The sequence below is a fragment of the Rhizobium grahamii CCGE 502 genome, assembly GCF_000298315.2.
In the GTDB taxonomy this organism is placed as follows: domain Bacteria; phylum Pseudomonadota; class Alphaproteobacteria; order Rhizobiales; family Rhizobiaceae; genus Rhizobium; species Rhizobium grahamii.
Genome location: NZ_AEYE02000018.1, coordinates 1 through 21,649, shown reverse-complemented (window position 1 = coordinate 21,649; position 21,649 = coordinate 1). Strand labels below are relative to the sequence as shown.

Genomic DNA, 21,649 nt, shown 5'->3' with positions numbered 1-21,649 from the left:
TTGCACATGCATGCAAGGGAATTCACCGCCCGTTCTACGCTCTAAACAGTTGACATAAAGGTCGTCAGGATGCAACTGTTGCACACGCTTGCAAAGCGTGCGGCGTGGAGGCGTCGCCAGTTAGGAGGAAACAATGAAGTCGGTACAAATCGCTGCGACAGTGCTCGCTGCGGGTATGTCTTTGTCGGCCTATTCGGCGCACGCCGCAGGCAATCTCAACCTCATCTGCTCCGCAGACGTGGTGATCTGCGAAATGATGAAAGACCGGTTCGAAAAAGAAACGGACATCACGGTGAACATGGTCCGTCTGTCCTCAGGCGAGACTTACGCCAAGGTTCGCGCAGAGGCGCGAAACCCGAAGACAGACATCTGGTGGGCCGGCACCGGCGATCCGCACCTGCAGGCTGCCACAGAGGGCCTTACTCAGGAATACAAGTCGCCAATGCTCGATCAACTTCAGGACTGGGCGAAAAAGCAGGCAGAAAGCGCCAACTATCGCACCGTTGGTGTGTATGCCGGCGCGCTTGGCTGGGGCTATAACACCGACCTCCTGAAGAAGAAGGGGTTGAAAGAGCCCAAGTGCTGGGCTGACCTGCTGGATGCCTCGTACAAGGGCGAGATACAGATTGCCAACCCGAACTCCTCAGGCACGGCCTATACGGCGCTCGCGACCCTGGTTCAGATCATGGGAGAGGATAAGGCGTTCGATTACCTGAGCAAACTCAATGCCAATGTGTCGCAATATACCAAGTCTGGCTCAGCACCGGTAAAGGCCGCCGCACGCGGCGAAACGACGATCGGTGTCGTCTTCATGCATGATGCCGTCGCCCAGGCTGTCGAGGGCTTCCCGGTCAAGTCGGTTGCACCCTGCGAAGGCACTGGTTACGAAATCGGCTCGATGTCGATCATCAAGGGTGCGAAGAACCTCGACAATGCCAAGAAGTGGTATGACTGGGCGCTAACCGCTGATGTTCAGTCGCACATGAAGGATGCCAAGTCCTTCCAGCTTCCGTCCAACAAGTCGGCTGAGGTCCCGAAGGAGTCCCCGAAATTCGAGGATATCAAGTTGATCGACTATGACTTCAAGACCTACGGCGAGCCAGAGAAGCGCAAGGCGCTGCTTTCGCGATGGGACAAGGAAATTGGCGCCAAAGCCAATTGATCCTGATCCCTGAAGCAGCAATGGCTGGCGGCATCGGGTTGCCGGCCATTGCATGACACCTTGGCGGAGCGATCGATGAAAAACCGTAACCGCAGATTGGATATCGCTCTCGTCATTGCTTTTGCTGCCTTGACGGTACTGCCGTGGTACCGAACTGAGGGCGGCTTTTTTGGGTTCGACTGGCTTCCTGATTTTCCAGGAGATCCTTCCGCGGCACCCGGCATCCTGCAGATCGTCTCCCATGGCCGTTGGTGGCTGGCAGTCATTGTGTTCTTTGTCCTGCTTTGTGGCATTGCGCGCTTCATCCGCGACCACACCAGGCGGGGCGCCCTTCTTGCCTGGGCGGGTGGGTTTGGCCTTCTGTTGCTGGCACTGCAAGGGCTTGCGATCGGCTTTACCGGCTGGAGCTGGACGATCAGCGAGATGCTGTTCGGTGCACTTTCAGACGGCCAGCCATCGATGGGCGCCGGTGCCGTCCTGGTTGGCCTGGTCTTTGTCGCCATGTTTTCGTTCGGGCTTGCCGAACGCGGGGTGATGAAAGGCGACGCTTTCGTCGTTAGCGCCATCGCAATGCTTGTCCTGCTCGTTACTGTGTTCGTCTTCTATCCGATTGGCAGCATGTTCGTCGGAGCTTTCCAGGATTTCGACGGTTCGTTTAACCCGAGCGGCTTCCTGACGAATGTACAGGACCCGTCCGTCTGGAGCCTCGGCTGTCTGGGAGGCGGGGAACGCTGCGGCGTAGCGTGGCGCACGCTTTGGCTCGCCATATTGGCAGCGACTGGCTCGACGACGCTCGGTCTTTGCTTTGCACTGGTTGCGACGCGCACCCGCTTTCCATTCAAGAAGGGGCTGCGGCTGCTCACCGTTTTGCCGATCATCACCCCGCCATTCGTCGTTGGTCTTGCCCTTACGCTGCTGTTTGGCCGCTCTGGCGTCGCTACCCAGTTGATTTCTGGCTTGCTGGGGATCGAACCCGGCCGATGGCTTTATGGCCTGACGGGAATCTGGATCGCCCAGGTTCTTTCGTTCACGCCGATCTCGTTCCTCGTTCTGATCGGCGTTGTGGAGGGGGTAAGCCCATCCATGGAGGAGGCCTCTCAGACACTGCGCGCCGATCGCTGGCGCACCTTCTGGCGGGTTTCCCTGCCGCTGATGAAGCCCGGGATCGCCAACGCCTTCCTGATAGGCTTTATTGAGAGCATGGCGGATTTCGGCAACCCGCTCGTGCTTGGCGGCAGTCATGGCGTGCTGTCGACAGAAATCTTCTTCGCCGTTGTCGGGTCGCAGAACGATCCGTCGCGCGCCGCAGTGCTAGCCGCGATCCTGCTCTGCTTTACCCTGTCGGCGTTCCTGGCGCAGCGTTTCTGGTTGTCGGGCAAGAATTTCGCGACGGTGACCGGCAAGGGCGACTCCGGCCAGCATATCGCATTGCCGCGTGGGCTTTCGATTGCCCTTCATGCGATCGTCATTCCCTGGATGATCTTCACGATCATCGTCTATGCGATGATCCTGTTCGGCGGTTTCGTGCGCACCTGGGGCCTCGACAACACCCTTACATTGGAACACTACATCCGCGCTTTCTCGATCGGGTTTCGCGATGACGGCGGCCTGGCGTGGACGGGGGTTGCCTGGAATTCGTTCTGGACGACGATGGAGATCGCGTTGATCTCCGCCCCGCTCACGGCCGCTGTTGGTCTTTTGACCGCCTATCTGATCGTTCGGCAGAAGTTTGCCGGACGAGATGTCTTCGAGTTCGCCCTGATGATGAGCTTTGCGATCCCTGGTACCGTCATCGGCATCAGCTACATCATGGCCTTCAACCTGCCGCCACTCGAAATGACAGGTACGGCGGCCATCCTTGTTGCCTGCTTTGTCTTCCGCAACATGCCGGTTGGGGTGCGAGGCGGTGTGGCGGCGATGAGCCAACTGGACAAGAGCCTCGATGAGGCGTCGCTGACGTTGCGCGCCGACAGCTTCCGAACGATCCGCAAGGTTATCCTGCCGCTGCTGCGCCCTGCAATCACTGCAGCCCTGGTCTATTCCTTCGTGCGCGCCATTACCTCGATCAGCGCTGTCGTCTTCCTCGTCAGTGCCGAGTACAACATGGCGACATCCTATATCGTCGGTCTTGTCGAAAACGGCGAATACGGAATCGCGATCGCCTATTCGTCGACACTAATCATCGTCATGGTGGCCATTATCACGGGCTTTCAACTTCTTGTCGGCGAACGCCGCCTGCGGCGCGAAAATCGTGTCGCGCTCTCGGCGGAAGCCAGTACCGCCTCCGCACGCCTCGGTCAGGAGAAAACCGCATGACCCCCATCAATCCTGGCTCTGTCGTCTTCGAGAATGTGCGCAAGAACTTTGGCGCCTTCACAGCGATCCCCGACCTTTCCCTGACAATCGAACCCGGCACGCTGGTGACGCTGCTTGGACCGTCCGGCTGCGGCAAGACGACCACCCTTCGCATGCTGGCCGGCCTCGAGCACCCGTCCGCCGGAAGGATCCTGATCGGTGGCAAGGACGTCACCATGCTTCCGGCAAATGAGCGGGATGTCTCGATGGTCTTCCAGTCCTATGCCCTCTTCCCGCATATGACGGCGCTCGACAACGTCGCCTATGGCCTTGAATCCTCCGGCCTGAAGCGGGGGCAAGCGCGTGAACGGGCTGAAGAGGGGCTGAAGCTTGTTGGGCTCGGCGGCATGGGACCGCGCCTGCCTGCTGAACTTTCCGGCGGTCAGCAGCAACGCGTCGCGGTTGCCCGTGCGCTGGTGCTCGAGCCACAGGTGCTGCTGCTCGACGAGCCTCTTTCAAATCTCGACGCGCGCCTTCGCCGCCGCGTCAGGACCGAAATCCGGGATTTGCAGCAGCGGCTCGGCTTCACCGCCGTCTACGTTACTCACGATCAGGACGAGGCGCTTGCCGTCTCCGACCAGATCATTGTCATGAAGGACGGTGAAATCGCCCAGAAGGGCGCACCCAGCGATCTTTACGACCATCCGGCATCGGCCTTCATCGCCGACTTCATGGGTGAGGCAAATGTGGTCTCTTGCGATATTGTCGGTATCGAGGACGGTGAGGCAATGATCAATATCGAGGGGTTGCTCCATCGTGTCGCCGGTCGCAATATCCGCAAAGGTCCGGCGCAGCTTGCCATTCGCCCAAACGCCATCACGCTTTCGCCGATGAATGGTGGGGCGTTCGGCGGGCAGGTCATCCATACCGCGTATCTTGGCGATCACGTGGAATATGAAGTCAAAACCAGCAAAGGCACCCTGTTCGTCGTCGATCCCTTCATGGAGAGCGCTTTCAAGCCTTTGACAGACGTTGAAATCGGCTTCAAGGATCGTGGGATCGCAATCATCGGCAGCTGATCAATTTTATCAAGGAAGATTATTATGACGTCGAATGTCGTACCAGGCCTCGAAACACGCTTTGCACTTGCCGAGACGGTGGCTCACGAGGCTGGAGCGCTGGCACTCGACTATTTCAAGCGCCGCGAGACGCTTGTTATCGAGACCAAGCGCGATCTGCAGGATGTGGTCTCGATCGCCGACCGTGACGTGGAAAATCTGATCCGGAACCGCTTCAATGAAGCATTCCCCGATGATGGAGTGCTCGGTGAAGAGTATGGCCTTGAAGAGGGTACCTCTGGGTTCACCTGGGTTGTCGATCCGATTGATGGGACCCTTCCCTTTGTCAACGGAATGCCGAACTGGTGTGTCTCTATCGGGCTGCTGCACCAAGGCGAGCCCGTTGTCGGTGTCATCAAGGCGCCATGTCACAACGAGATTTACGCAGCAGCGCTTGGCAGGGGCGCAACCCTGAATGGCGAGAGGCTGTCGCTGGATCCTTCACGGACGATTCGCAACGCCGTGACTGGCATCGGTGCCAACAACCATGTGACGCCGGCCGTTGTTGCCGGGATTGTCGAAAGCTTGTTGGAGGAGGGCGGTAACTTCATCCGCAATGGATCCGGCGCCTTGATGCTTGCCTATGTGGCAGCCGGACGTCTCGTCGGATATTACGAGCCATACATGCATGCATGGGATTGTATGGCCGGATATTGCCTGGTGAAGGAAGCCGGCGGCTGGTACCACCCGTTCCCGACTTCCGGCGAACGGTTGACGAAGGGGGCGCCGGTGGTTGCAGCTGCGCCGGGCGCAGTTGACGACTTGCGCAAGATTGCCAGCGTCTGAAGCCACCTTCGAGAGATCGCAGGTCGGCATTCGCAACTGACCAACTCCTCCGTTGAGGAGCGACGGCAATGGCAAAGCTCCTTCTGGAAGCAAGCTTCAGGGGCCGACGATCGGGTATTTCGAGTTCGCTGAGGTACGGAAGCCGAGGCGCCAAGGCAGTGCCTGCGGGCCCGGATATGCGAAACTTCTTTTCCCTCAGTCGCGAGGCCAGACAATGATCCTGTCGAGTTCACGGACGATATCGGCCTCCAGTTCAGCGACGACGGTCACGTATTCATCGATGATAGCAGAGGTTTCATCCTTGCGGCGAAAAGCCTCAAGAGCGACACATGCCTCGTCGTAGGCCTCAAGCAACTCGTGCAGGAACGGCCACGAGGTGGAACCGGGCAAACTTTGAAGTCGTCTGCGGTGTTCCGGCAACCTGAGCATCAGGCGGCGCAATCCCGATTGCGCGGCCGAGTAGCTGCCTCCGATCTTCCCATGATCGCTGCTCATTGTTGATCCTTTCGCCCCGAAGCAGAGAGTAGCTGTGCCCCAGCGAAACGGAAGTAATTTACGGTAGACTCTATTTTCTCACTAAATGCGACTTCTCTAAATTAGTCATGTAGTCTATTGGCGAGTTACAAATAGGTTGCGCATCAATCCCACGTAGATAAGCTGAGCGTGTTTTGCGCTTTTGGTTGCATGCTTGTCGGAGGGAAGCCGGTGAGAAATCAGACTACGAGTGCCTATGAATCGATACCTGCGCCCGATGACGTGCGGGAACAGCTAACAAGAATCCTATCAAGCAAGGACTTTATCCTCCCTGATCGTGGACGCAGGTTCTTGCGGTTCATCGTGACTGAGACCCTTGAAGGGCGCGGTGGGTATTTGAAGGCATTTACGATTGCGCAGGAGACATTCGGGCGAGATGCGAACTTCGATGCGCAGAACGATCCTTGCGTCCGCATAGCGGCCCGTCAATTGCGTAGCTCTCTTGAGCGGTATTACTTGACGTCTGGCGCAGGCGATCACGTGTTGATCACGGTTCCAGCCGGGGGTTACGTTCCTACGTTTGTGGGACGAGGCCTCAGCGATGCGAAAAGCAGCGACCGTGAGGAGCAAGCCGGCACTGCCGACATGGGCGCCGGAAAACAGCCGGGGCCAGTCGAAACCCAAAAGAGCGAGGGCAGGGTGATCCGTTGGATCATGATCGGCGCTGTGATGATCGTGCTTGCTGCCGTCATCGTGGCGTCGCTTGCGGAATGGGGAAACCCTGCATTGAAGACTGAGGTTAGGAACGGTGGCAAGGCCAGGATCGTCGTCGATCCCTTCCAAAGTGCGGATCACAACAATACCTCAAATGACATCTCGATCGGCGTGACCGGTGAGATTATCCTCAGCCTCTCGAAGTTCAGTGATCTTATCGTCATCGCAAAGGACGTTGCCGCCGGCACTGCGGCTGACCCGTCATACATTCTTAAGGGAAATGTCCGGTTGGAGGGCGATGATATGCGGTCGACCGCTCGTTTGGTCCGTCAGGTCGACGGCGTAGTTGTGTGGTCAGGCGATTACAGTGTCGACATCAAGGGTCGGAGCATGCTGGATGTCGAGGCGGGGATAGGGCGTTCAATAGCGTCCGCCGTTGCGGCTCCCTTTGGAGCCCGCGCGACTTCAGGTTCCGACAGGCCAGCTCTGTCAAGTGTTGGCAAATGAAGTGCCAGCGGGCCTGGGCCATGCTCAAGCGTATCGCTCCGGGCTTCAGCAGCCGCGGCGGCATGGAGCGTAGCATCTTTCACCTTCATTGATTTGGCTTGCCAAGGACAATGACGCCTGTTTCCTTCCCTGATCCAACAACCTGTCGGCCACGGGTCCTGCTTGTGGACTTGACGAATCTGGCGCTCCAAATGAAACTGCCAAGACTTCGGTCTCGATTGTTTACCCAGTAAGCAACTAGCAACGCGGATGGCCCCCGAGTTGGAACATCCAGGCATGGGCGAGGGCCGTGCGAATGTCCTGACTATTATCAGGCCAGGATATCGGCGAGCGTTTCCAGCCTACGACCAATCACCTCACAGTACAAAATGCAGATACCCACATCCTGACGTCCGAGTCGTGTGACGGTGTGGTTCATCCTTTTGGCAATCATTTGTGGACGCCCGTCCGCACACGGGGGGGCCTGAAAGCCCAGCGCCCGCATATTGTTCGATGGCTGGCGGTCGCTAGCCGGCTGCCCTGATCGAAAATTGGGGATTACCATGGCGGACGCACGACCTCACATCTGAATAACTGTAGAGTTGCGGGATTTCTCACCTCGTGAGAGGCACATTCAACAGGGGAATAATGGCAAACCAGCTCGAGATGTTTGCTGCGATACCGGTCGCGGCTCGCGCTGAAGCGGTAAAACCGCGGGCTATCCGGAAAAACTTGAGAACGGCGCCGGAGGAAATGGCCCGGAGCCTGGAGGCGACCGGGGATTACAAGATCCTGCGCCGTCTGCCTGCCAGACCTGTTGTAACAGAGCGAAAGGCTGATTTTACGCGGGTCGGTGTCATAGTGGATACCGAGACGACGGGCCTCGATCATCGAAAGGACGAGATCATCGAGATTGGCGCCGTTGCCTTCTCCTTCGACGACAATGGAACGATCGGCGACGTTATTGACGTCTATGGCGGGCTGCAGGAACCGCAAGCGCCCATCCCGGCTGATATCACCCGGTTGACAGGGATCACCGACGAAATGGTGGCGGGTCAACAGATCGACATCGCGGCCTTGCGCCGCATCGTGGAAACCGCGGACCTCGTCATTGCCCACAATGCCGGATTCGATCGCCCCTTCTGTGAAGCGTTCTCTCCCTTGTTCGTCAACAAGGCCTGGGCCTGCTCGGTCAAGGAGATCGATTGGAGCCTCCGTGGCTTCGAGGGTACCAAACTTGGTTACCTCATCGGACAGGCAGGCTATTTTCATGAAGGACATCGCGCCGTTGACGATTGTTTCGCCCTCCTTGAAGTACTGGACCATCAGAAGGACGAAAGCGACCGTCCCTTTGCCGAACTCCATCGAGCTGCCCAGCGCTCGCGCGTTCGGCTTTTCGCCGAGCACAGCCCTTTCGACATGAAGGATCACCTCAAGGCTCGTGGATACAGATGGTCCGACGGTACCGACGGCCGTCCGCGATCCTGGTGGATCGAACTCGATGAGGACGCGCTCGATGAAGAGCGTCATTTCCTTCGGACAGAAATATATCGCTGGGACGAGGCAGACCCGCCTGTCCAGCACCTGACCGCTCTTGAGAGATTCAGGGCATAACGGCACGGTCTGAGCTATGACGGCGGCGCTGTCCCGAATGAAGCAAGCCGTCAACGTGTTGTTAGGGCTTTGTTGACCATAATTGCGGCTTCGTCCGTCTGGCGCGGTTACCCAGTCGGGGGTGATCTCAAATGACGAGGATCGCAATGTCCGGCCATGCCAACAACTCTCCAGCCATTGGGCGCGCATCCTTCTATGCGACTGGTCTTCTCTGGTATGCAACTCGATGGGTCAGGCAGACAACCATCGCATTGCTGGCAGTTTTCGGATTCGCTGTCGATGCCGCCGCGGAAGATCGAGCGTTGAAGCTCTTCTTTACACACACGGGTGAGCGGGCAACGATTACGTTCAAACGCGATGGAAAGTTTGATCCCAGAGGGCTTGCCCAGGTTAACCGCTTCCTGCGTGACTGGCGAAGAAACGAACCGGCGCGAATGGATCCCCGGCTACTGGACCTCGTTTGGGAGGTTTATAACAAAAGTGGTGCGCGCGACTACATTCACGTCGTCTCTGCCTATCGATCTCCTTCGACCAACAACATGCTGCGGTCCCGATCACGGAGCACAGGCGTCGCAAAGAACAGCCAGCATACTCTTGGCAAGGCGATGGATTTCTACATTCCGGGCGTGAAGCTTGCGACGCTAAGGGCCCTGGCGATGCAGAAAGAGGAAGGCGGCGTGGGATACTATCCCCGCTCCGGGTCTCCGTTCGTGCATCTCGACGTGGGTCGCGTCAGGGCCTGGCCCCGAATGTCGCGACAGGAACTCGCAAGCATTTTTCCGAGTGGGCGAACAATGCATGTTCCCGCCGATGGTCGACCGTTGCCGGGCTATAATCAGGCGATTGCCGATAGCAAAAAACGAACGGGCTCGAGAGCGATCGTCATTGCCGCGACCGTGGACGAAGACGACGGGGAGGAAATCGGAACAACAAAGTCGTCGGACGCCAACCTGAAGACAGCGCTGCTTGCTGTGCCCTCGAGCCGTGCGCAGGCGGCCCTGGCCCGTCAACTTGTTCAAACTACCAATGGCCGCGAGGCGACAGAGAAGGGGATTTTCGCCGATCTCTCCGCAATGGCGGTCCCGGTCCCAACACTGCGAGCGCAGCCAATCTTGGACGCTGATGGAACAGACCCGATCCAAACTGCGTCGATCGGAGACACCTCGCCAATCAGGGATACTGAGGCTCCGGGGATTTTCGGTGAAACAAAACCAGCCGCTATGACCCTGTCAAAAGGTGGTGTCGATGAACTGCCTATGTCGGCGTCGCGTGAGTTCCAGGCCGGCATCGGGCGAATTTCGGTAAGACGGCTCATGACCTGGGCGCTTCACGGGCCGGGACAAATGCAAGACTTGTCAGCACCTCGAATAACCGGGCGGAAGATCCTTCATTACGCGGGATTATAAGGCGAGAATCCCGGGGGCGACGGAGAGACCTTTATGCGACCCTCCTCAAACTACTGGACTTCGATCATCTGGAAAATGCTGGCTTTGTGATCAGGCCGATGATGTAGGTGATCTGGGGACGCGCCACTTCGGAAAGCCTGCTTCCATCCGCTGGAGCTTTTCCAATTTACTGCTCGCCAAGAAGTTGCGCTCCATGCTCTCATCGTGCATTATGCACTCAAGCTACCACACCGGAGGAAGCCGATGCGATATGCGGTGGTTTTGGGAAGGGATGTATGCCTGGTTACCCGGCACCTGGCTGCCGCCGAGACAGAGCGGGAGTTTTTTTCGGCGCGATTTGGCAGGCCCGCCAATGTGATCACGATCGATGACGACAGTGGCGCGACTGCTCGCCTGCCTCGCCAGTTGGCTGTGCGTAACGCCCGTAGAGAAATCGATCTTGTTGAGCTGACGGCGTGATCATCCCGTCGCCCCGCCTAAGGCCGGTGTGGGACCATGTTAAGCGCTACGCTTCTTTGATTGGCGTTGGTTTCGGCGCGGTCGCGATTTTGCCCGCTCAATCTGGTGGGCGACATCAACAGAAAGCACCTGAAAGAGGAGGGCAATGCGCTCGGCTGTATCGATCGCGTCTTTGCTTAAGGCCTGTCTGTGATACTCGGCGACCTTCGAAGGGGCGGCTTCAACCTGAACTGCCAGTTTTCGTTCAATCGATCGCAGTTCGGTTACAGTGAGATCGAGATTTAGAAGCTGAGCGTGCAACTCGCCGTACAGCCGTTCAGTTTGAGCGATTTGCTCGACCCAGTGAACGCTGGGAAGCTGAGGTCCACACCCGGTAGCTGTTGCTGGTTTCTTGGAGCTGCCAGCGAGTTTGCGCGAGTTGAAGGAGAGACTATACCCTGAGCTTTGTGTGGCTTTATTGCTCATGCCGCGCCTGAAAAGCCTATCAACTAAGCCCATTGTTGCCCCTGCGTGTTGTGATGCGGTACACGTTTGCCCATCGAATCTAGTCACCATCTCATCTCACCGTGACTTGACCTCCCTACAGTGCGCAAAACTTATTTATTTGTGGTGACTGGGTCTCTGACAAGCTCGTGATCGGCATCATCTACGCGAGATATGCAGGAGCAGACGCTCTGCCTCGATTTCTATGTCCCGATTACGTGCTGACAAGCAAGAGGACATAGGCAACGACAGTCACCATCAGGCCCCTGAAGGCGAAAGTGACACAGCGGTATTTTACACGCGCAATGGTGGAGAGAATATTGGCATTTTCAACGTATTGTTCGAAAAGGTAGCCCGCGTCACGCTTGCCCGCGGCCTCAAGAAAATGGCCTCTATGTTTGTGCCACGTGCCCCAAAAAAGCGATGTCGAAGTCTTCATGTGTCGGGGCAACACCACCATGATCGCTGAAATGATCGAGAAAATGGACGCGATCGCAAGCGCAGCCGAGAATATAATGCCGTGGGTCGTGCCGTTGGCGTAGCGATTCCAGGCAAAAACCTCACGGCCCTCACTTGAAGTGACCAGAAAGGCGAGCATGAAAGTAAAGATATAAGCAGCCTTTTGGTCGGAAATCTTGATCTGGTCGTAGAAAATATCATTGATCTTCTTGATATGATCAAAATATTCAGAACTTGTCTCCACGTTCGACGGCGTACTGCTTAGATATTCAGTGGTTGTCTCAAAGTCGCTCACATCCCACCCCCCGGGCCAAATGTTTCTCTGATATTACACTCTGCTAACAAAGCAAGTCCTTCACGCATATCCTGCTTGACTTTTCAACTATAGGCAGACAAATCCTTCAAGGATGAGGGGTAGATTTGCGAATTACATATGCGGAGGCGTGGCTACCGCGGTGGCGGCGTTGTGTTTGGCGCATCCAACGCTGGCAGAGCCGCTTCAACGCTCAGCCCGGGCAGCAGGCTCGGTGATCGACCGCAAGACGGGCGAGGAAGTTCGTTTTGTCGATCTCTCGAACTGGCAGAACGTCGCGCTTCACCAGGACCTGCTTGGTGGAGACGTGCTGCGCACCAACGCAAATGGACAGCTGGCGATTTTGTTTGCTGATCACACGCAGGTGCGTCTCGGTCGCAATTCCGCGCTTCAGGTCAAGCAGATGGCGCCTGACAGCGACACTGTTCTCAATCTGCAGTCCGGAACGATGTGGGCTCGCGCGCAGCGAGGCGGACAGGGGCTGACGGTTGAGACCCCAGCTGCGGCGGCGGCTATTCGTGGCACTGACTGGACAATGACGGTCAAGGGAGACCAAACATCCCTGATTGTGTTGGAAGGACGCGTCGAGCTCAAGAATGAGCTTGGAAGTGTCGAAGTCGGGCAAGGTGAAGGTGCGGTTGCCACAATTGGACAGGCGCCCCGCAAGCTGGTCATCGTTACACCTGATGACCGCGAGCAGATGCTGTTTTATCTTACGCTGCGCAGTGGTTTCACGTTCATGCCGGCCTCGCCGCTGCCGATGCAGAAGATGCGCACCGAACGCAGCCGAATCGAGGCGAAATCGCCGGAGGCAAGGACATCAGAAGATTGGCTGACACTCGCCGAAGTGCAGCTCTCCTTCGATGGACGCCAGGAAGCGCTAAAATCGCTGGCGAAGGCTCGTTCTCTCAGGCTCTCGGCAAGCCAACGTGCGCGTGCCGATTTGATCGAGGCGCTGATTGCCGGTGCAGAGCGACGCTACGACGATGCTGCGCGGCTGTTCTCACAGGCCGAGCCGGTTCTTGACCCGCAACGACGCAGTATTGCTGCCTACGGGGGCTACTATTCGCGTTCGCTTCGGAATCCCGACCACGTGGAAAAGCCACCTGCGTCGATCACCGGCCCTTATGCTGCTGTCATGAAAGCCTATACGGCCGGTTTCCTGGAAGACATTCCAGCAGCCATCGGAACAATGAAGGAAGCCGAAGCGCGCTACCCAAATGACGCGCGGCTGCCGGCTCTGCGGGCCCAGCTCGCACTCCTCATCAATGACCGGGTGCAGATGCGCGAGGCGATCGAGCGCTCGCTTGCGATCGACCCTACCGATCCTGACGGCCTGCAGGCGCGCGCGCGCATGCGAGCGGATTTAGAAGGCAATCTTGACGCCGCACTCGTGGACCTGAACAAGGCGATCGAGATCGCACCAGGTTCTGCGATGGCCTGGAACGACCTCGGTCTGCTGCAGAATGCGCGAGGCGCCAGCCGCGAGGCGGAAGCAGCCCTCAAGAAAGCGGTCGAACTCGATCCTGACGACCCGATAAGCCACGCCAATCTGGCCATCCTTTATCTTGATCAATCGAGAATGAAGGAAGCGAAGAGAGAGATCGACCTGGCATTGGCAGTCGATCCGGCTTTCGACGTCGCGCTGCTCGCGCGCGGACGCTATTATCTGCAGTCGGGTGAGCGTGACAAGGCGATCGAAGATCTGCTTGCGGCGTCGACCGCCAATCCGAGCTACTCGCAGGCGCAATTGATGCTGGCGGCCGGCCACTATGAACGAGGCGATCGCGACCCCTCAAACCAGGCGCTTGAAAATGCAGACCGACTGGACAAGAACGATCCGGTCATTTCGGCATTTCGGACCGCCGTTGCCATCGATGACTACGATGCTGATGGCGCGATAGCAAACGCCCAGGAATTCCTGAGGCGCGCACGAGCACGCGGCGGTGATTTCAGCGCTCTTGGCGCCAACCAGGATGCCGGCTCGACGCTCAACAATGCTTTTCGTCTGCAAGGGCTGGATGCCTGGGGTCGCTACTATGGCGACGCGGTGTTTGATCCGTTCGAAGGAAGTGGCTACACGGACCAGGCACTCAAGGGGAGCATCAATCCGTTCAAGAATGCGATCACCTTTGGCGACAACGTGATCGAAAACACCGGCAACGCAACAAGCTTCTCCTCTCTCTTTCAGGGTCTGCTCCTCGACCCCCATATGTTGTCAGGTCGGTCCAGGTCGGCAACTTTGCTGCGGACGCCTTTCATTGAAGGCTCGCTTGGCGGCGGGATCAACAGCGTTGACGGTCATACCGGACGCGTCGCCGAAGCCGAAATCCAGGGCTTTGCCAACCAGGCAATGCCGATCAGCTTCTTCGGTAATTTCGAGTGGGAAGAAATCCCGATTGACGGAAGCTATGCGGGCTTCGGCAATTTCTCGACAGAAACCAAATTGCTGAGCGCCAATGGATATATCACGGCAAGTCCCACGGCGGATGATCGGGTCGTTGCATTCATCAATCAAGGACGCAGTGATTTTGATCTGAATGCGTTGACCTTGGATCCCTCACCATCGACGAGGCTAAACGACGAACTTTTCATTCCCCTGTTCGGGGCACCGTTCGCCCCCCCGGCACTTCCATTTTATCGTAGTCAAGACAACAATCTCGATAACCTCAACAGCGGCATAGGCTGGAGCCATACCTTTGGTTACCAAAATGTCGTGAATGCCGCGCTTCTCTATTCGGAGGTGAAGGCAGAGAGCACCAACGACTTCCAATTCGATCAGGCACCGATCTTCGGACTGACGACGCCGGATCTGCTACCATTTGGGCATACTGAGCAGAGCGTGTCGTCCAAGAGCTATGTCGGGGCGCTCAGCCACAGCATCGGCACAGACAATGGCCTGACCTGGAGATACGGTCTGGAAGGTGGATGGATAGATACCCATAGCAAATCCTTCGCCGAGCTTTTTGAAATCGTTCCGGGATTTGTCCCCGACATAACCATCGGACCAGATGACGCATCGACCAGAACAAATCTCGCACGTATTTACGTAGACCTGCTGCACGAGATCACGCCGGATCTGAAGGCGGAGTATGCGCTTCATGCCACACGGCTGGAAGGTGACGGCGTCGACGTCAGTCGTCTCGAGCCACGGCTGGGCGTTGCCTGGGCTCCGGTCGAGGATCAATGGTTGCGCGCCGCCTTCATGCGCGAAAGCGTAGAGACCGGAGTTCCGACGCTTGCCCCGATCGGAATTCTCGGACTGCAGCCCAACCAGATCGCGGTTGGTATCGACGGTTATGTCGATACCATCGCCCTGCAATGGGATGCGCAGTGGACCGACAGCTTCTTTACCTCAACGGGATATCAGCATCAGGAACTGCACGACATGAGGATCGGGCTGCCGCTCACTGCACTACCCGCCATTGATACCCTGCCGCTCGAACGCGGTAGTCTCGATCGGGCAAGCATCACGGCAAACGTTGCTCTCGGAAACGGCTTTGGACTGTCGGCTACCTATGCCCGGATGGACTCGGAAAACAAGGATGAGACAAGCGCAAACTTCGGTGGCGCGTTGCCATTCGTGCCTCGCGATGCGGGGCAGGTAGCTATAACCTGGGTGAATGAAGCGAAGGTCAAGGCAACGGTTGCTGCCAACTATATCGGAAAACGGGACGGCGATGACATCGGGACAGAGCTTGATGACTTCTGGACGCTCGATGCCAATCTGATATGGGAGCCTTTCGACAAGAGGTTTGCTCTTGAGGTGGCGGCATTCAATCTCCTGGACGAAGATTTCGAGATAACGCCAGGTGTTCCCGGGTGGGGTCCTGCCGTGAAGGGCACCTTCAAAGTCCGTTTCTGATGAACAAAGCGGCCCCGACCTTAGGTCCGACTCAAGGATCTCACGGTTGGCCATTCAGCAGCCGCGGGGTCCGCCTGGCTATCCTCATCCTCGTGACCCTTGCCGCAATTTCGCTGCTTTCGCGCCTTCCGGCATGGCCACTTCTTGATCTGAAGGCGTTCGACTACCTTTCGACGGCCGACGGCTTAAAAGTGCCTGACGATGGCCCTGTGATAGTCGCGATTGACGAACCCTCGCTTTCCGCTGTCAACGCGCAATGGCCGTGGCCACGTCACCTTCATGCGAAATTGATCGAACAACTCCGCGCTGCGGGTGCAAAGGCAATCGGCCTGGATATCATCATGGCAGAGCCTTCGACGCCGGAAAATGATGCGGCGATTACGGCCGCGGTTGGTTCAGATGTCGTGCTCGCTGGCGATGAAACCTTGATCGAAACACCGCAAGCCGATCAACTCGTACGGGCGACGCCCTTGCCACAGCTGACCGAAGCTGGCGCACGAACTGGCATTGCCTCGATTGAACTGGGCGGCGACGGTGTCTTTCGAACCATTCCCGTCTACGAAGACGGCTTTGCCATTGCTCTTCTGCGGGCTGCCGGCGATGGACCGACGTCGATACCTAAGAACGCGATGATACAGTCTTTTGGCCCGGCACGGAGCTATCCCACAGTATCGTACTATCAGGCCCTCGACCCGAAGACTTACCTGCCAGAAGGAACATTCAAGGATCGGGTCGTCCTGGTCGGCCTTAGTCTTCAGAACGCGCCTGAGATCGACAAGGGTGGTGCCGATGCATTCGCCACGCCCTACACGATGCATACCGGGAGACTGACGGCCGGTGTCGAGATCCAGGCGACGATCTATGATAATCTGCGGCAGGGGCTGTCGATCACGCACACCGGTGTCTTGCCCTTCATAGGGGTAGTTCTTCTTGCTGCCGTCCTGGCCGCAGCGACCGTCTGGAAATCGACGGGCTGGCTAACGTTGCTAGCGACCGTTGTTGCGTTTTGTGCGTTCGCGCTTCTGTCTTTCGCGGGTTTACGCTTCGGTCATTTCTTCGTGTCGCCCTTAGGGCCGACGGCCGCATTTGTGTCGGTCGCGTTCGGTCAGGCCGCCTTCGATTATGCTGAGGAGCGTAGGAACAAGCAGCGGATTACCCGCGCGTTCTCTCAGTATATTTCGCCAGACCTTGTGAAAAAGCTATCGGACGATCCTTCACAGCTGAAGCTTGGAGGAGAAAGACGCACACTTTCGGTTCTGTTTTCGGACGTCCGCGGATTCACGACCATCGCCGAAACGATGAAGGACGATCCTGAGAAGCTCACGGGCCTAATTAATCGACTGCTTACTCCCCTCTCAGATATTGTCATGGATCACGGTGGCACGATCGACAAGTACATGGGCGACTGCATCATGGCCTTCTGGAACGCGCCGCTTGACGATCCCGAGCATGCGCGGCACGCGGTCCAAGCAGCGCTTGCAATGCAAATCGCTATCGGGAAACTCAACAGGGAGCTCGAGGCGGAGGCGAAGGCAACTGGAGCACCCATGCATGTGCTGAAGATGGGCGTAGGCATCAATACCGGAGAATGCGTTGTCGGCAATATGGGCTCGAACCGCCGTTTTGACTACTCATGTCTCGGCGATTCCGTCAATCTCGCCTCACGCCTCGAAGGCGCTTCAAAGAACTACGGCGTCGCTATCCTGCTCGGCGAGGAGACAGCTCGGCTGGTGAGTGAGCTTTATAATGTCGTCGAACTGGACCAGATCGTTGTAAAGGGGCGGACAGTCCCGTCTCCGGTTTTCACGATTGTCGAAAACGCAACAACGGAACACTTGAAGCTCCACAACCGTTTTCTCGTTGCAAAATACAACAGAACCCTGCGTCCTCTCGACGCGATTTTTGATGCCCTTTCCACGGCGTTGCCCTCGCTGCGCCTATACTACTCAATTGTGCAAAGGGACTGTGCCCGATCCCCGGGCAACTGATCTAACCAGAGCCGAATGCGAAGTAGCGAATGAAAATCGGGATTGCCATTGCCTCGCGGGTGCGAGGTATGGCGAACCTTGCTATTGGAACCGAGGGAAATTTGATCGCAGTCTCCGAGTGATCGCAACGCGACCGGTATTTGTCCTATGTCCCGCCGTGAACGGATTTGCCCGATTTTTAGACACATACTGCCGTAAAGAATTTCAAAAGCACTATCATCTCGCAAAGCGGCTTTGAGACTCTAAAAAAGGATGACGTGGTATGGACATCGGGTTATTCGCCCAACAGGAGAAAAGAGGCTTCATTTTTCCACCCCTGTGATTATATACGGGGTCGACGAAACGCAGCCTAAAATGGTTGATGTCGCGGCTCCGCAAGACGCGTGGTGCGATGTAATGATGAAAGCGGCAAGACCGGCGACGACCTATACGATCCGGCACTGGAGTGAGATGCGGGTTCTACATTTTTTCAAAACCTATTGGCCGGATACATTTGGCGGAGTTGAGCGGACCATTCACGCGATCGCCAAGGGGACTGCAAAATCCGGCATTCACTCCGACGTACTTTCGCTGAGCAAGGCTCGGGAGCGGGAAAGCCGCGAGTTTGACGGTCACATCGCGCACAAGGCCAAGCTCGATTTTGAGTTCGCTTCTACGGGCTTTTCGCGCGAGGTTTTTTCACGGTTTCGAGAGCTCAGCGAAAGAGCCGACATCATACACTATCACTTCCCGTGGCCGGTGATGGACATTGTTCACCTGACCTCAGGGCTGACGAAACCGACGATCGTAACCTATCATTCGGATATCGTGAAGCAGCGAGTTCTCTTGCAGCTTTATAAGCCACTCATGCATCGATTCTTAGTGAGTGTTGACAGGATTGTGGCTACATCATCGAACTACGTGGCAACCAGCGAAGTATTGCAGAACTATAGGGCCAAGACGACAGTCATCCCCCTTGGGCTAGACGAGCAGGATTATCCGCATGCATCCGAGGAGGTGAAGGCACGCTGGCGTGCGCGATATCCTAAGCCGTTTTTTCTCTTTGTTGGTGTTCTGCGTTATTACAAAGGGGTTCATATCTTATTGAAGGCCGCCAAGCAGACTGAGCTAGATATCCTGTTGGTTGGGGAGGGGCCGATGGAGGCTTCGCTAAAGGCTTATGCGAATGACCACCGGCTAGGAAATGTCCACTTTCTTGGCGCACTGTCCGATACCGACAAGTCGGCTCTCCTCGAATTGAGCACTGGCTTCGTATTTCCATCGCATCTACGATCTGAGGCGTTCGGCCTTTCCCTTGTAGAGGCGGCAATGTTCGGGAAACCGATGATCTCCTGCGAAATCGGAACCGGGACAACCTTTGTGAATGTCGAGGGCGAGACCGGGTTCGTTGTCCGCCCCGACGATTCGACTGAATTGGCCGCCGCAATGGCACGCCTTTCGCACAGCGACGATTTAGCTCGTTCGATGGGCACTGCCGCTCGGGCGAGATATCAAACCTTACTCACTGCAGAGAGGATGGCAACGTCGTACGCAGATCTCTATGGGACTTTGGCTGGCACTGACGGACCCGATGTCGCCTCCTGACATAGCGCGTCATCCCATAGTGATCATTGCACGTGCTGTAGCGTCAGACTCCGATTAGTTAGTGTCGGCCAGGGAGAGTTTCTTCAAAGACCTTTGACAACGCCAAGGCACTCGTTCGCCAATCGAACCTTTCTGCGTTCGCCCTAGCTGCAGAGCTGAGTTTCGAATACAGAGGTACATCGGTGGCAAGGCGTGCGAGCCCATCTGCTATCGATTGGACACTCGATGGTTCCACCAGCCACGCGGCGTCTCCCCCAACTTCTGGCATCGATGAAGTATTGGACGTCAGCGCTGGAATGCCCGCCGCGTTTGCCTCGATTATTGGGAGGCCGAATCCCTCGTAGTGAGAAGGCATCGCGAGAAATTTTGCGGTCTGGTAAAGTGCTCCAAGTTCGGCATCGGAGACAAACCCTGTCAAACGAACGCTTGAGCTCAATTGCAGTCTCTTGATTTCCGCCTCGAGGTTGCCAAGCCCCCAACCTTGCCCTCCGGCAATAACAAGGAGGAGCCCAGCTCGAATGAACTCTGGCAACGCGGCAAAGGCTTCCAATAGTCCGATCAAATTTTTCCGCGGTTCAAGGGTCCCCACGAACAGCACGAAGGGGCGGTCAATTTTCTGAAGGTCAAGTATCTCGGCCGACATTCCACCTTTGAGGGGCGTGCACCCCGGATAGACAACGTCGATTTTATCAGCTGCCCAAGGGTACAAGGCAGCAACTGCCGCCTTTGTCGCGGACGACACGGAGACGATGCGATCCGCTCTCTTTATGGACTGTCCCATGAAAACGCGTTCACCGAGCCAACCGCGAAATCGCATCGTAGCCGAGGCATGATACCAAACGAGGTCGTGTATCGTGAGGACTTGAGGTGTCTCAATGTTGCCCAAAATTGGCAGGCGATGTGCAGGCCCCCAAAGAATATCTAGTTGATCGCGTTGTGCCAGCTTTGGCAACCGCGTGTTGCCCCATAAAATCCGAGGCAGAGCACCGCTGAACTGGGAAATATTCGAACCGAGGCCAGGCGGGATGTGTTCTGCAGAGGATGGAGGTTCAGGGAGATACAGCAAGACCTCGTGCCCGAGCTCAGCCAGATGCCGGCTTGTCTCGATGACATACCGCCCGATGCCCGATAGCTTCGGAACTAGATTTCGGGCGTCGATTCCAATTCTCATCCTTGTGATCACTTCATCCGTCGGGCAGGGACACCTACGTAGACCCCCGCTTCGTCAATGCTAGAGGATACCACCGCACCGGCGCCTATCACCACATCATCGCAAACCGAGATCGAGTCAATTACAACGGCACCAGCGCCGACAAAAACATTGCGTCCGATCCTCGCGCGACCTGCGACCACGGCGTTCACAGAAACATGGGCGTAGTCTCCAATCCTCACCTCGTGCTCAACGATGGATTGAGTGTTTAATATAACGCCTCTTCCCACTATGGCGCCGGGCCCGACATGTGCCCCATGGCCGACGAAGGTTGCCTCACCCACAATAGCTTCGAGGCCAAATCGTGCACTCGAGGATACCAGGGTTGCTAGTTTAGCTGTTGTCGCCTCAATCTGGGCACGTCGCCGACTGTTATCACCCGCGGCCGGAAATACCTGCCAGTCAGGCCTTTGAACCTCTGGGAGTTCCCTAATAGCGTGATAAGCAGAAAAGTGCTCCCCATCGATGACGTTTCGGTCTACGAAAGTTATGTTACTCCATCCCGCTGAAACGGCCACGTCAGCTGCGCTACGAGCGTGTCCACCAAAGCCCAAAATAAAAAGGTGGCCGGTTAGGTTTGAACTTGTGGAAGTATCGATCACAGGAAATGGTACCATTTCTGTTGCTCAGGTGTTGGTGTTCGAAGGTCAACATGTTTCCCGCTAGGTAACGCTTTGCGGAGGCCCTTGCAACAGAGGCCCGGTACATTGGCACATTGGACGGGCGTCCCTGACGCAGCCAGTGTGAATTCGAATAGGCCCCTAACTCAGACTCTAAGCTTGGACCGGCGGGCATCTTGGCACGCCATGAGCCGGGCCACCCAGGCGCCGCCAAGCAGCGCGAGTGTGAACCACTACGGTAGGTAGTAGGACAGTATGCGCCGTCTCCATCCCATTGATTCCCGTGTTCTTGAACAAAGAGGTTTCTGCCAGAAGGTTTTCGGCAAGAGCTGGAGATTTGGAATGGCGGATGGCGGTGATGGATTTGTCGGGCGCTCTGAGGTTGTCGAGGCCGGTCGTGGAAACCGGCGATGGCCCAATGATCTGAAGGCGCGGATTGTAGCGGAGAGCCTTCAGCCTGGAGTTAGGGTCGCTGACGTTGCGCGTCTTTATGATCTCGCTGCGCATCAGCTTTCGGACTGGCGACGACAAGCACGTCAGGGTCTTCTGGCGTTGCCTGCTGAACTGATGCCAACCATCGAGGACGGGCCTATCGAACCCGCCTTTGTGCCAC

General features: G+C 56.9%; 16 protein-coding genes. 11 read left to right on the top strand and 5 right to left on the bottom strand.

Features of this window, described 5'->3' with window-relative positions:
* Nucleotides 1–133 precede the first annotated feature (133 nt).
* The 4 genes from RGCCGE502_RS17140 (at nucleotide 134) to RGCCGE502_RS17125 (ending at nucleotide 5,361) form a co-directional block, all read left to right on the top strand.
* Complete coding sequence (locus RGCCGE502_RS17140; RefSeq protein WP_016555445.1) at nucleotides 134–1,162, top strand: ABC transporter substrate-binding protein; 1,029 nt, start codon at nucleotides 134–136, stop codon at nucleotides 1,160–1,162.
* A 75-nt stretch (nucleotides 1,163–1,237) separates the two neighbouring features.
* Nucleotides 1,238–3,478: an ABC transporter permease gene (locus tag RGCCGE502_RS17135; protein ID WP_016555444.1), complete on the top strand. Its 2,241-nt coding sequence runs from the start codon at nucleotides 1,238–1,240 to the stop codon at nucleotides 3,476–3,478.
* On the top strand, nucleotides 3,475–4,536 hold the full coding sequence (locus tag RGCCGE502_RS17130) for an ABC transporter ATP-binding protein (RefSeq protein ID WP_016555443.1): 1,062 nt from the start codon (nucleotides 3,475–3,477) through the stop codon (nucleotides 4,534–4,536). The genes RGCCGE502_RS17135 and RGCCGE502_RS17130 overlap by 4 nt, the downstream gene beginning before the upstream one ends.
* Before the next feature lie 24 nt (nucleotides 4,537–4,560).
* Complete coding sequence (locus RGCCGE502_RS17125; RefSeq protein ID WP_016555442.1) at nucleotides 4,561–5,361, top strand: inositol monophosphatase family protein; 801 nt, start codon at nucleotides 4,561–4,563, stop codon at nucleotides 5,359–5,361.
* A gap of 195 nt (nucleotides 5,362–5,556) precedes the next feature.
* Here RGCCGE502_RS17125 and RGCCGE502_RS17120 read toward each other — a convergent pair whose 3' ends face one another.
* On the bottom strand, nucleotides 5,557–5,856 hold the full coding sequence (locus tag RGCCGE502_RS17120) for a hypothetical protein (protein ID WP_016555441.1): 300 nt from the start codon (nucleotides 5,854–5,856) through the stop codon (nucleotides 5,557–5,559).
* A gap of 519 nt (nucleotides 5,857–6,375) precedes the next feature.
* Between RGCCGE502_RS17120 and RGCCGE502_RS17115 the strand changes: the two genes are divergently transcribed.
* The 3 genes from RGCCGE502_RS17115 to RGCCGE502_RS17105 all read left to right on the top strand — a co-directional run bounded on the left by RGCCGE502_RS17115 (nucleotide 6,376) and on the right by RGCCGE502_RS17105 (nucleotide 10,055).
* Nucleotides 6,376–7,056, top strand: a complete 681-nt coding sequence (locus RGCCGE502_RS17115) for a hypothetical protein (RefSeq protein ID WP_244441722.1) — start codon at nucleotides 6,376–6,378, stop codon at nucleotides 7,054–7,056.
* Between the two features lie 627 nt (nucleotides 7,057–7,683).
* A complete protein-coding gene (locus tag RGCCGE502_RS17110) occupies nucleotides 7,684–8,649 on the top strand; it encodes a 3'-5' exonuclease (RefSeq protein WP_016555439.1) in 966 nt (321 codons plus the stop codon).
* Between the two features lie 146 nt (nucleotides 8,650–8,795).
* The gene (locus RGCCGE502_RS17105) at nucleotides 8,796–10,055 is read left to right on the top strand and encodes a peptidoglycan L,D-endopeptidase MepK (RefSeq protein ID WP_016555438.1); all 1,260 of its coding nucleotides are present in this window, start codon (nucleotides 8,796–8,798) and stop codon (nucleotides 10,053–10,055) included.
* Between the two features lie 498 nt (nucleotides 10,056–10,553).
* Here RGCCGE502_RS17105 and RGCCGE502_RS17095 read toward each other — a convergent pair whose 3' ends face one another.
* Both RGCCGE502_RS17095 and RGCCGE502_RS17090 read right to left on the bottom strand, forming a co-directional pair.
* The gene (locus RGCCGE502_RS17095; RefSeq protein WP_016555436.1) at nucleotides 10,554–11,012 is read right to left on the bottom strand and encodes a hypothetical protein; all 459 of its coding nucleotides are present in this window, start codon (nucleotides 11,010–11,012) and stop codon (nucleotides 10,554–10,556) included.
* Nucleotides 11,013–11,211: 199 nt separating this feature from the next.
* Nucleotides 11,212–11,751 carry a Pycsar system effector family protein gene (locus RGCCGE502_RS17090; protein ID WP_040674872.1) on the bottom strand — a complete coding sequence of 180 codons (540 nt, stop codon included), beginning with the start codon at nucleotides 11,749–11,751 and terminating at the stop codon, nucleotides 11,212–11,214.
* 112 nt (nucleotides 11,752–11,863) lie between these two features.
* On the opposite strand from RGCCGE502_RS17090, the gene RGCCGE502_RS17085 reads away from it, so the two are divergent.
* The 3 genes from RGCCGE502_RS17085 to RGCCGE502_RS17075 all read left to right on the top strand — a co-directional run bounded on the left by RGCCGE502_RS17085 (nucleotide 11,864) and on the right by RGCCGE502_RS17075 (nucleotide 19,206).
* Nucleotides 11,864–15,634, top strand: coding sequence for a FecR domain-containing protein (locus tag RGCCGE502_RS17085; protein ID WP_040674869.1), 3,771 nt, complete (start codon nucleotides 11,864–11,866; stop codon nucleotides 15,632–15,634).
* On the top strand, nucleotides 15,634–17,622 hold the full coding sequence (locus tag RGCCGE502_RS17080; RefSeq protein ID WP_016555433.1) for a CHASE2 domain-containing protein: 1,989 nt from the start codon (nucleotides 15,634–15,636) through the stop codon (nucleotides 17,620–17,622). Before RGCCGE502_RS17085 ends, RGCCGE502_RS17080 begins: the two co-directional genes overlap by 1 nt.
* A 450-nt stretch (nucleotides 17,623–18,072) precedes the next feature.
* Nucleotides 18,073–19,206 (top strand): glycosyltransferase family 4 protein, encoded by a 1,134-nt coding sequence (locus tag RGCCGE502_RS17075; RefSeq protein ID WP_040674877.1) that lies wholly within the window; start codon nucleotides 18,073–18,075, stop codon nucleotides 19,204–19,206.
* Nucleotides 19,207–19,264: 58 nt separating this feature from the next.
* Here the strand turns inward: RGCCGE502_RS17075 and RGCCGE502_RS17070 are convergent, their stop codons facing one another.
* Nucleotides 19,265–20,377, bottom strand: coding sequence for a glycosyltransferase family 4 protein (locus RGCCGE502_RS17070; protein ID WP_016555431.1), 1,113 nt, complete (start codon nucleotides 20,375–20,377; stop codon nucleotides 19,265–19,267).
* Nucleotides 20,378–20,385: 8 nt separating this feature from the next.
* Entirely contained in the window at nucleotides 20,386–21,033 is a 648-nt protein-coding gene (locus tag RGCCGE502_RS17065) for a NeuD/PglB/VioB family sugar acetyltransferase (RefSeq protein ID WP_016555430.1), read from the bottom strand.
* A gap of 345 nt (nucleotides 21,034–21,378) precedes the next feature.
* On the opposite strand from RGCCGE502_RS17065, the gene RGCCGE502_RS17060 reads away from it, so the two are divergent.
* Nucleotides 21,379–21,649, top strand: a 271-nt coding sequence (locus RGCCGE502_RS17060) for a transposase (protein ID WP_016555429.1), incomplete at its 3' end; no start/stop codon positions are given.

Coding starts and splice junctions, on each gene's coding strand:
- RGCCGE502_RS17070 (WP_016555431.1), bottom strand. CDS start 20,377: ATGAGAATTGGAATCGACGCCCGAAATCTAGTTCCGAAGCTATCGGGC.
- RGCCGE502_RS17110 (WP_016555439.1), top strand. CDS start 7,684: ATGGCAAACCAGCTCGAGATGTTTGCTGCGATACCGGTCGCGGCTCGC.
- RGCCGE502_RS17105 (WP_016555438.1), top strand. CDS start 8,796: ATGTCCGGCCATGCCAACAACTCTCCAGCCATTGGGCGCGCATCCTTC.
- RGCCGE502_RS17080 (WP_016555433.1), top strand. CDS start 15,634: ATGAACAAAGCGGCCCCGACCTTAGGTCCGACTCAAGGATCTCACGGT.
- RGCCGE502_RS17125 (WP_016555442.1), top strand. CDS start 4,561: ATGACGTCGAATGTCGTACCAGGCCTCGAAACACGCTTTGCACTTGCC.
- RGCCGE502_RS17065 (WP_016555430.1), bottom strand. CDS start 21,033: ATGGTACCATTTCCTGTGATCGATACTTCCACAAGTTCAAACCTAACC.
- RGCCGE502_RS17140 (WP_016555445.1), top strand. CDS start 134: ATGAAGTCGGTACAAATCGCTGCGACAGTGCTCGCTGCGGGTATGTCT.
- RGCCGE502_RS17095 (WP_016555436.1), bottom strand. CDS start 11,012: ATGGGCTTAGTTGATAGGCTTTTCAGGCGCGGCATGAGCAATAAAGCC.
- RGCCGE502_RS17120 (WP_016555441.1), bottom strand. CDS start 5,856: ATGAGCAGCGATCATGGGAAGATCGGAGGCAGCTACTCGGCCGCGCAA.
- RGCCGE502_RS17075 (WP_040674877.1), top strand. CDS start 18,073: ATGCGGGTTCTACATTTTTTCAAAACCTATTGGCCGGATACATTTGGC.
- RGCCGE502_RS17085 (WP_040674869.1), top strand. CDS start 11,864: ATGAGGGGTAGATTTGCGAATTACATATGCGGAGGCGTGGCTACCGCG.
- RGCCGE502_RS17130 (WP_016555443.1), top strand. CDS start 3,475: ATGACCCCCATCAATCCTGGCTCTGTCGTCTTCGAGAATGTGCGCAAG.
- RGCCGE502_RS17135 (WP_016555444.1), top strand. CDS start 1,238: ATGAAAAACCGTAACCGCAGATTGGATATCGCTCTCGTCATTGCTTTT.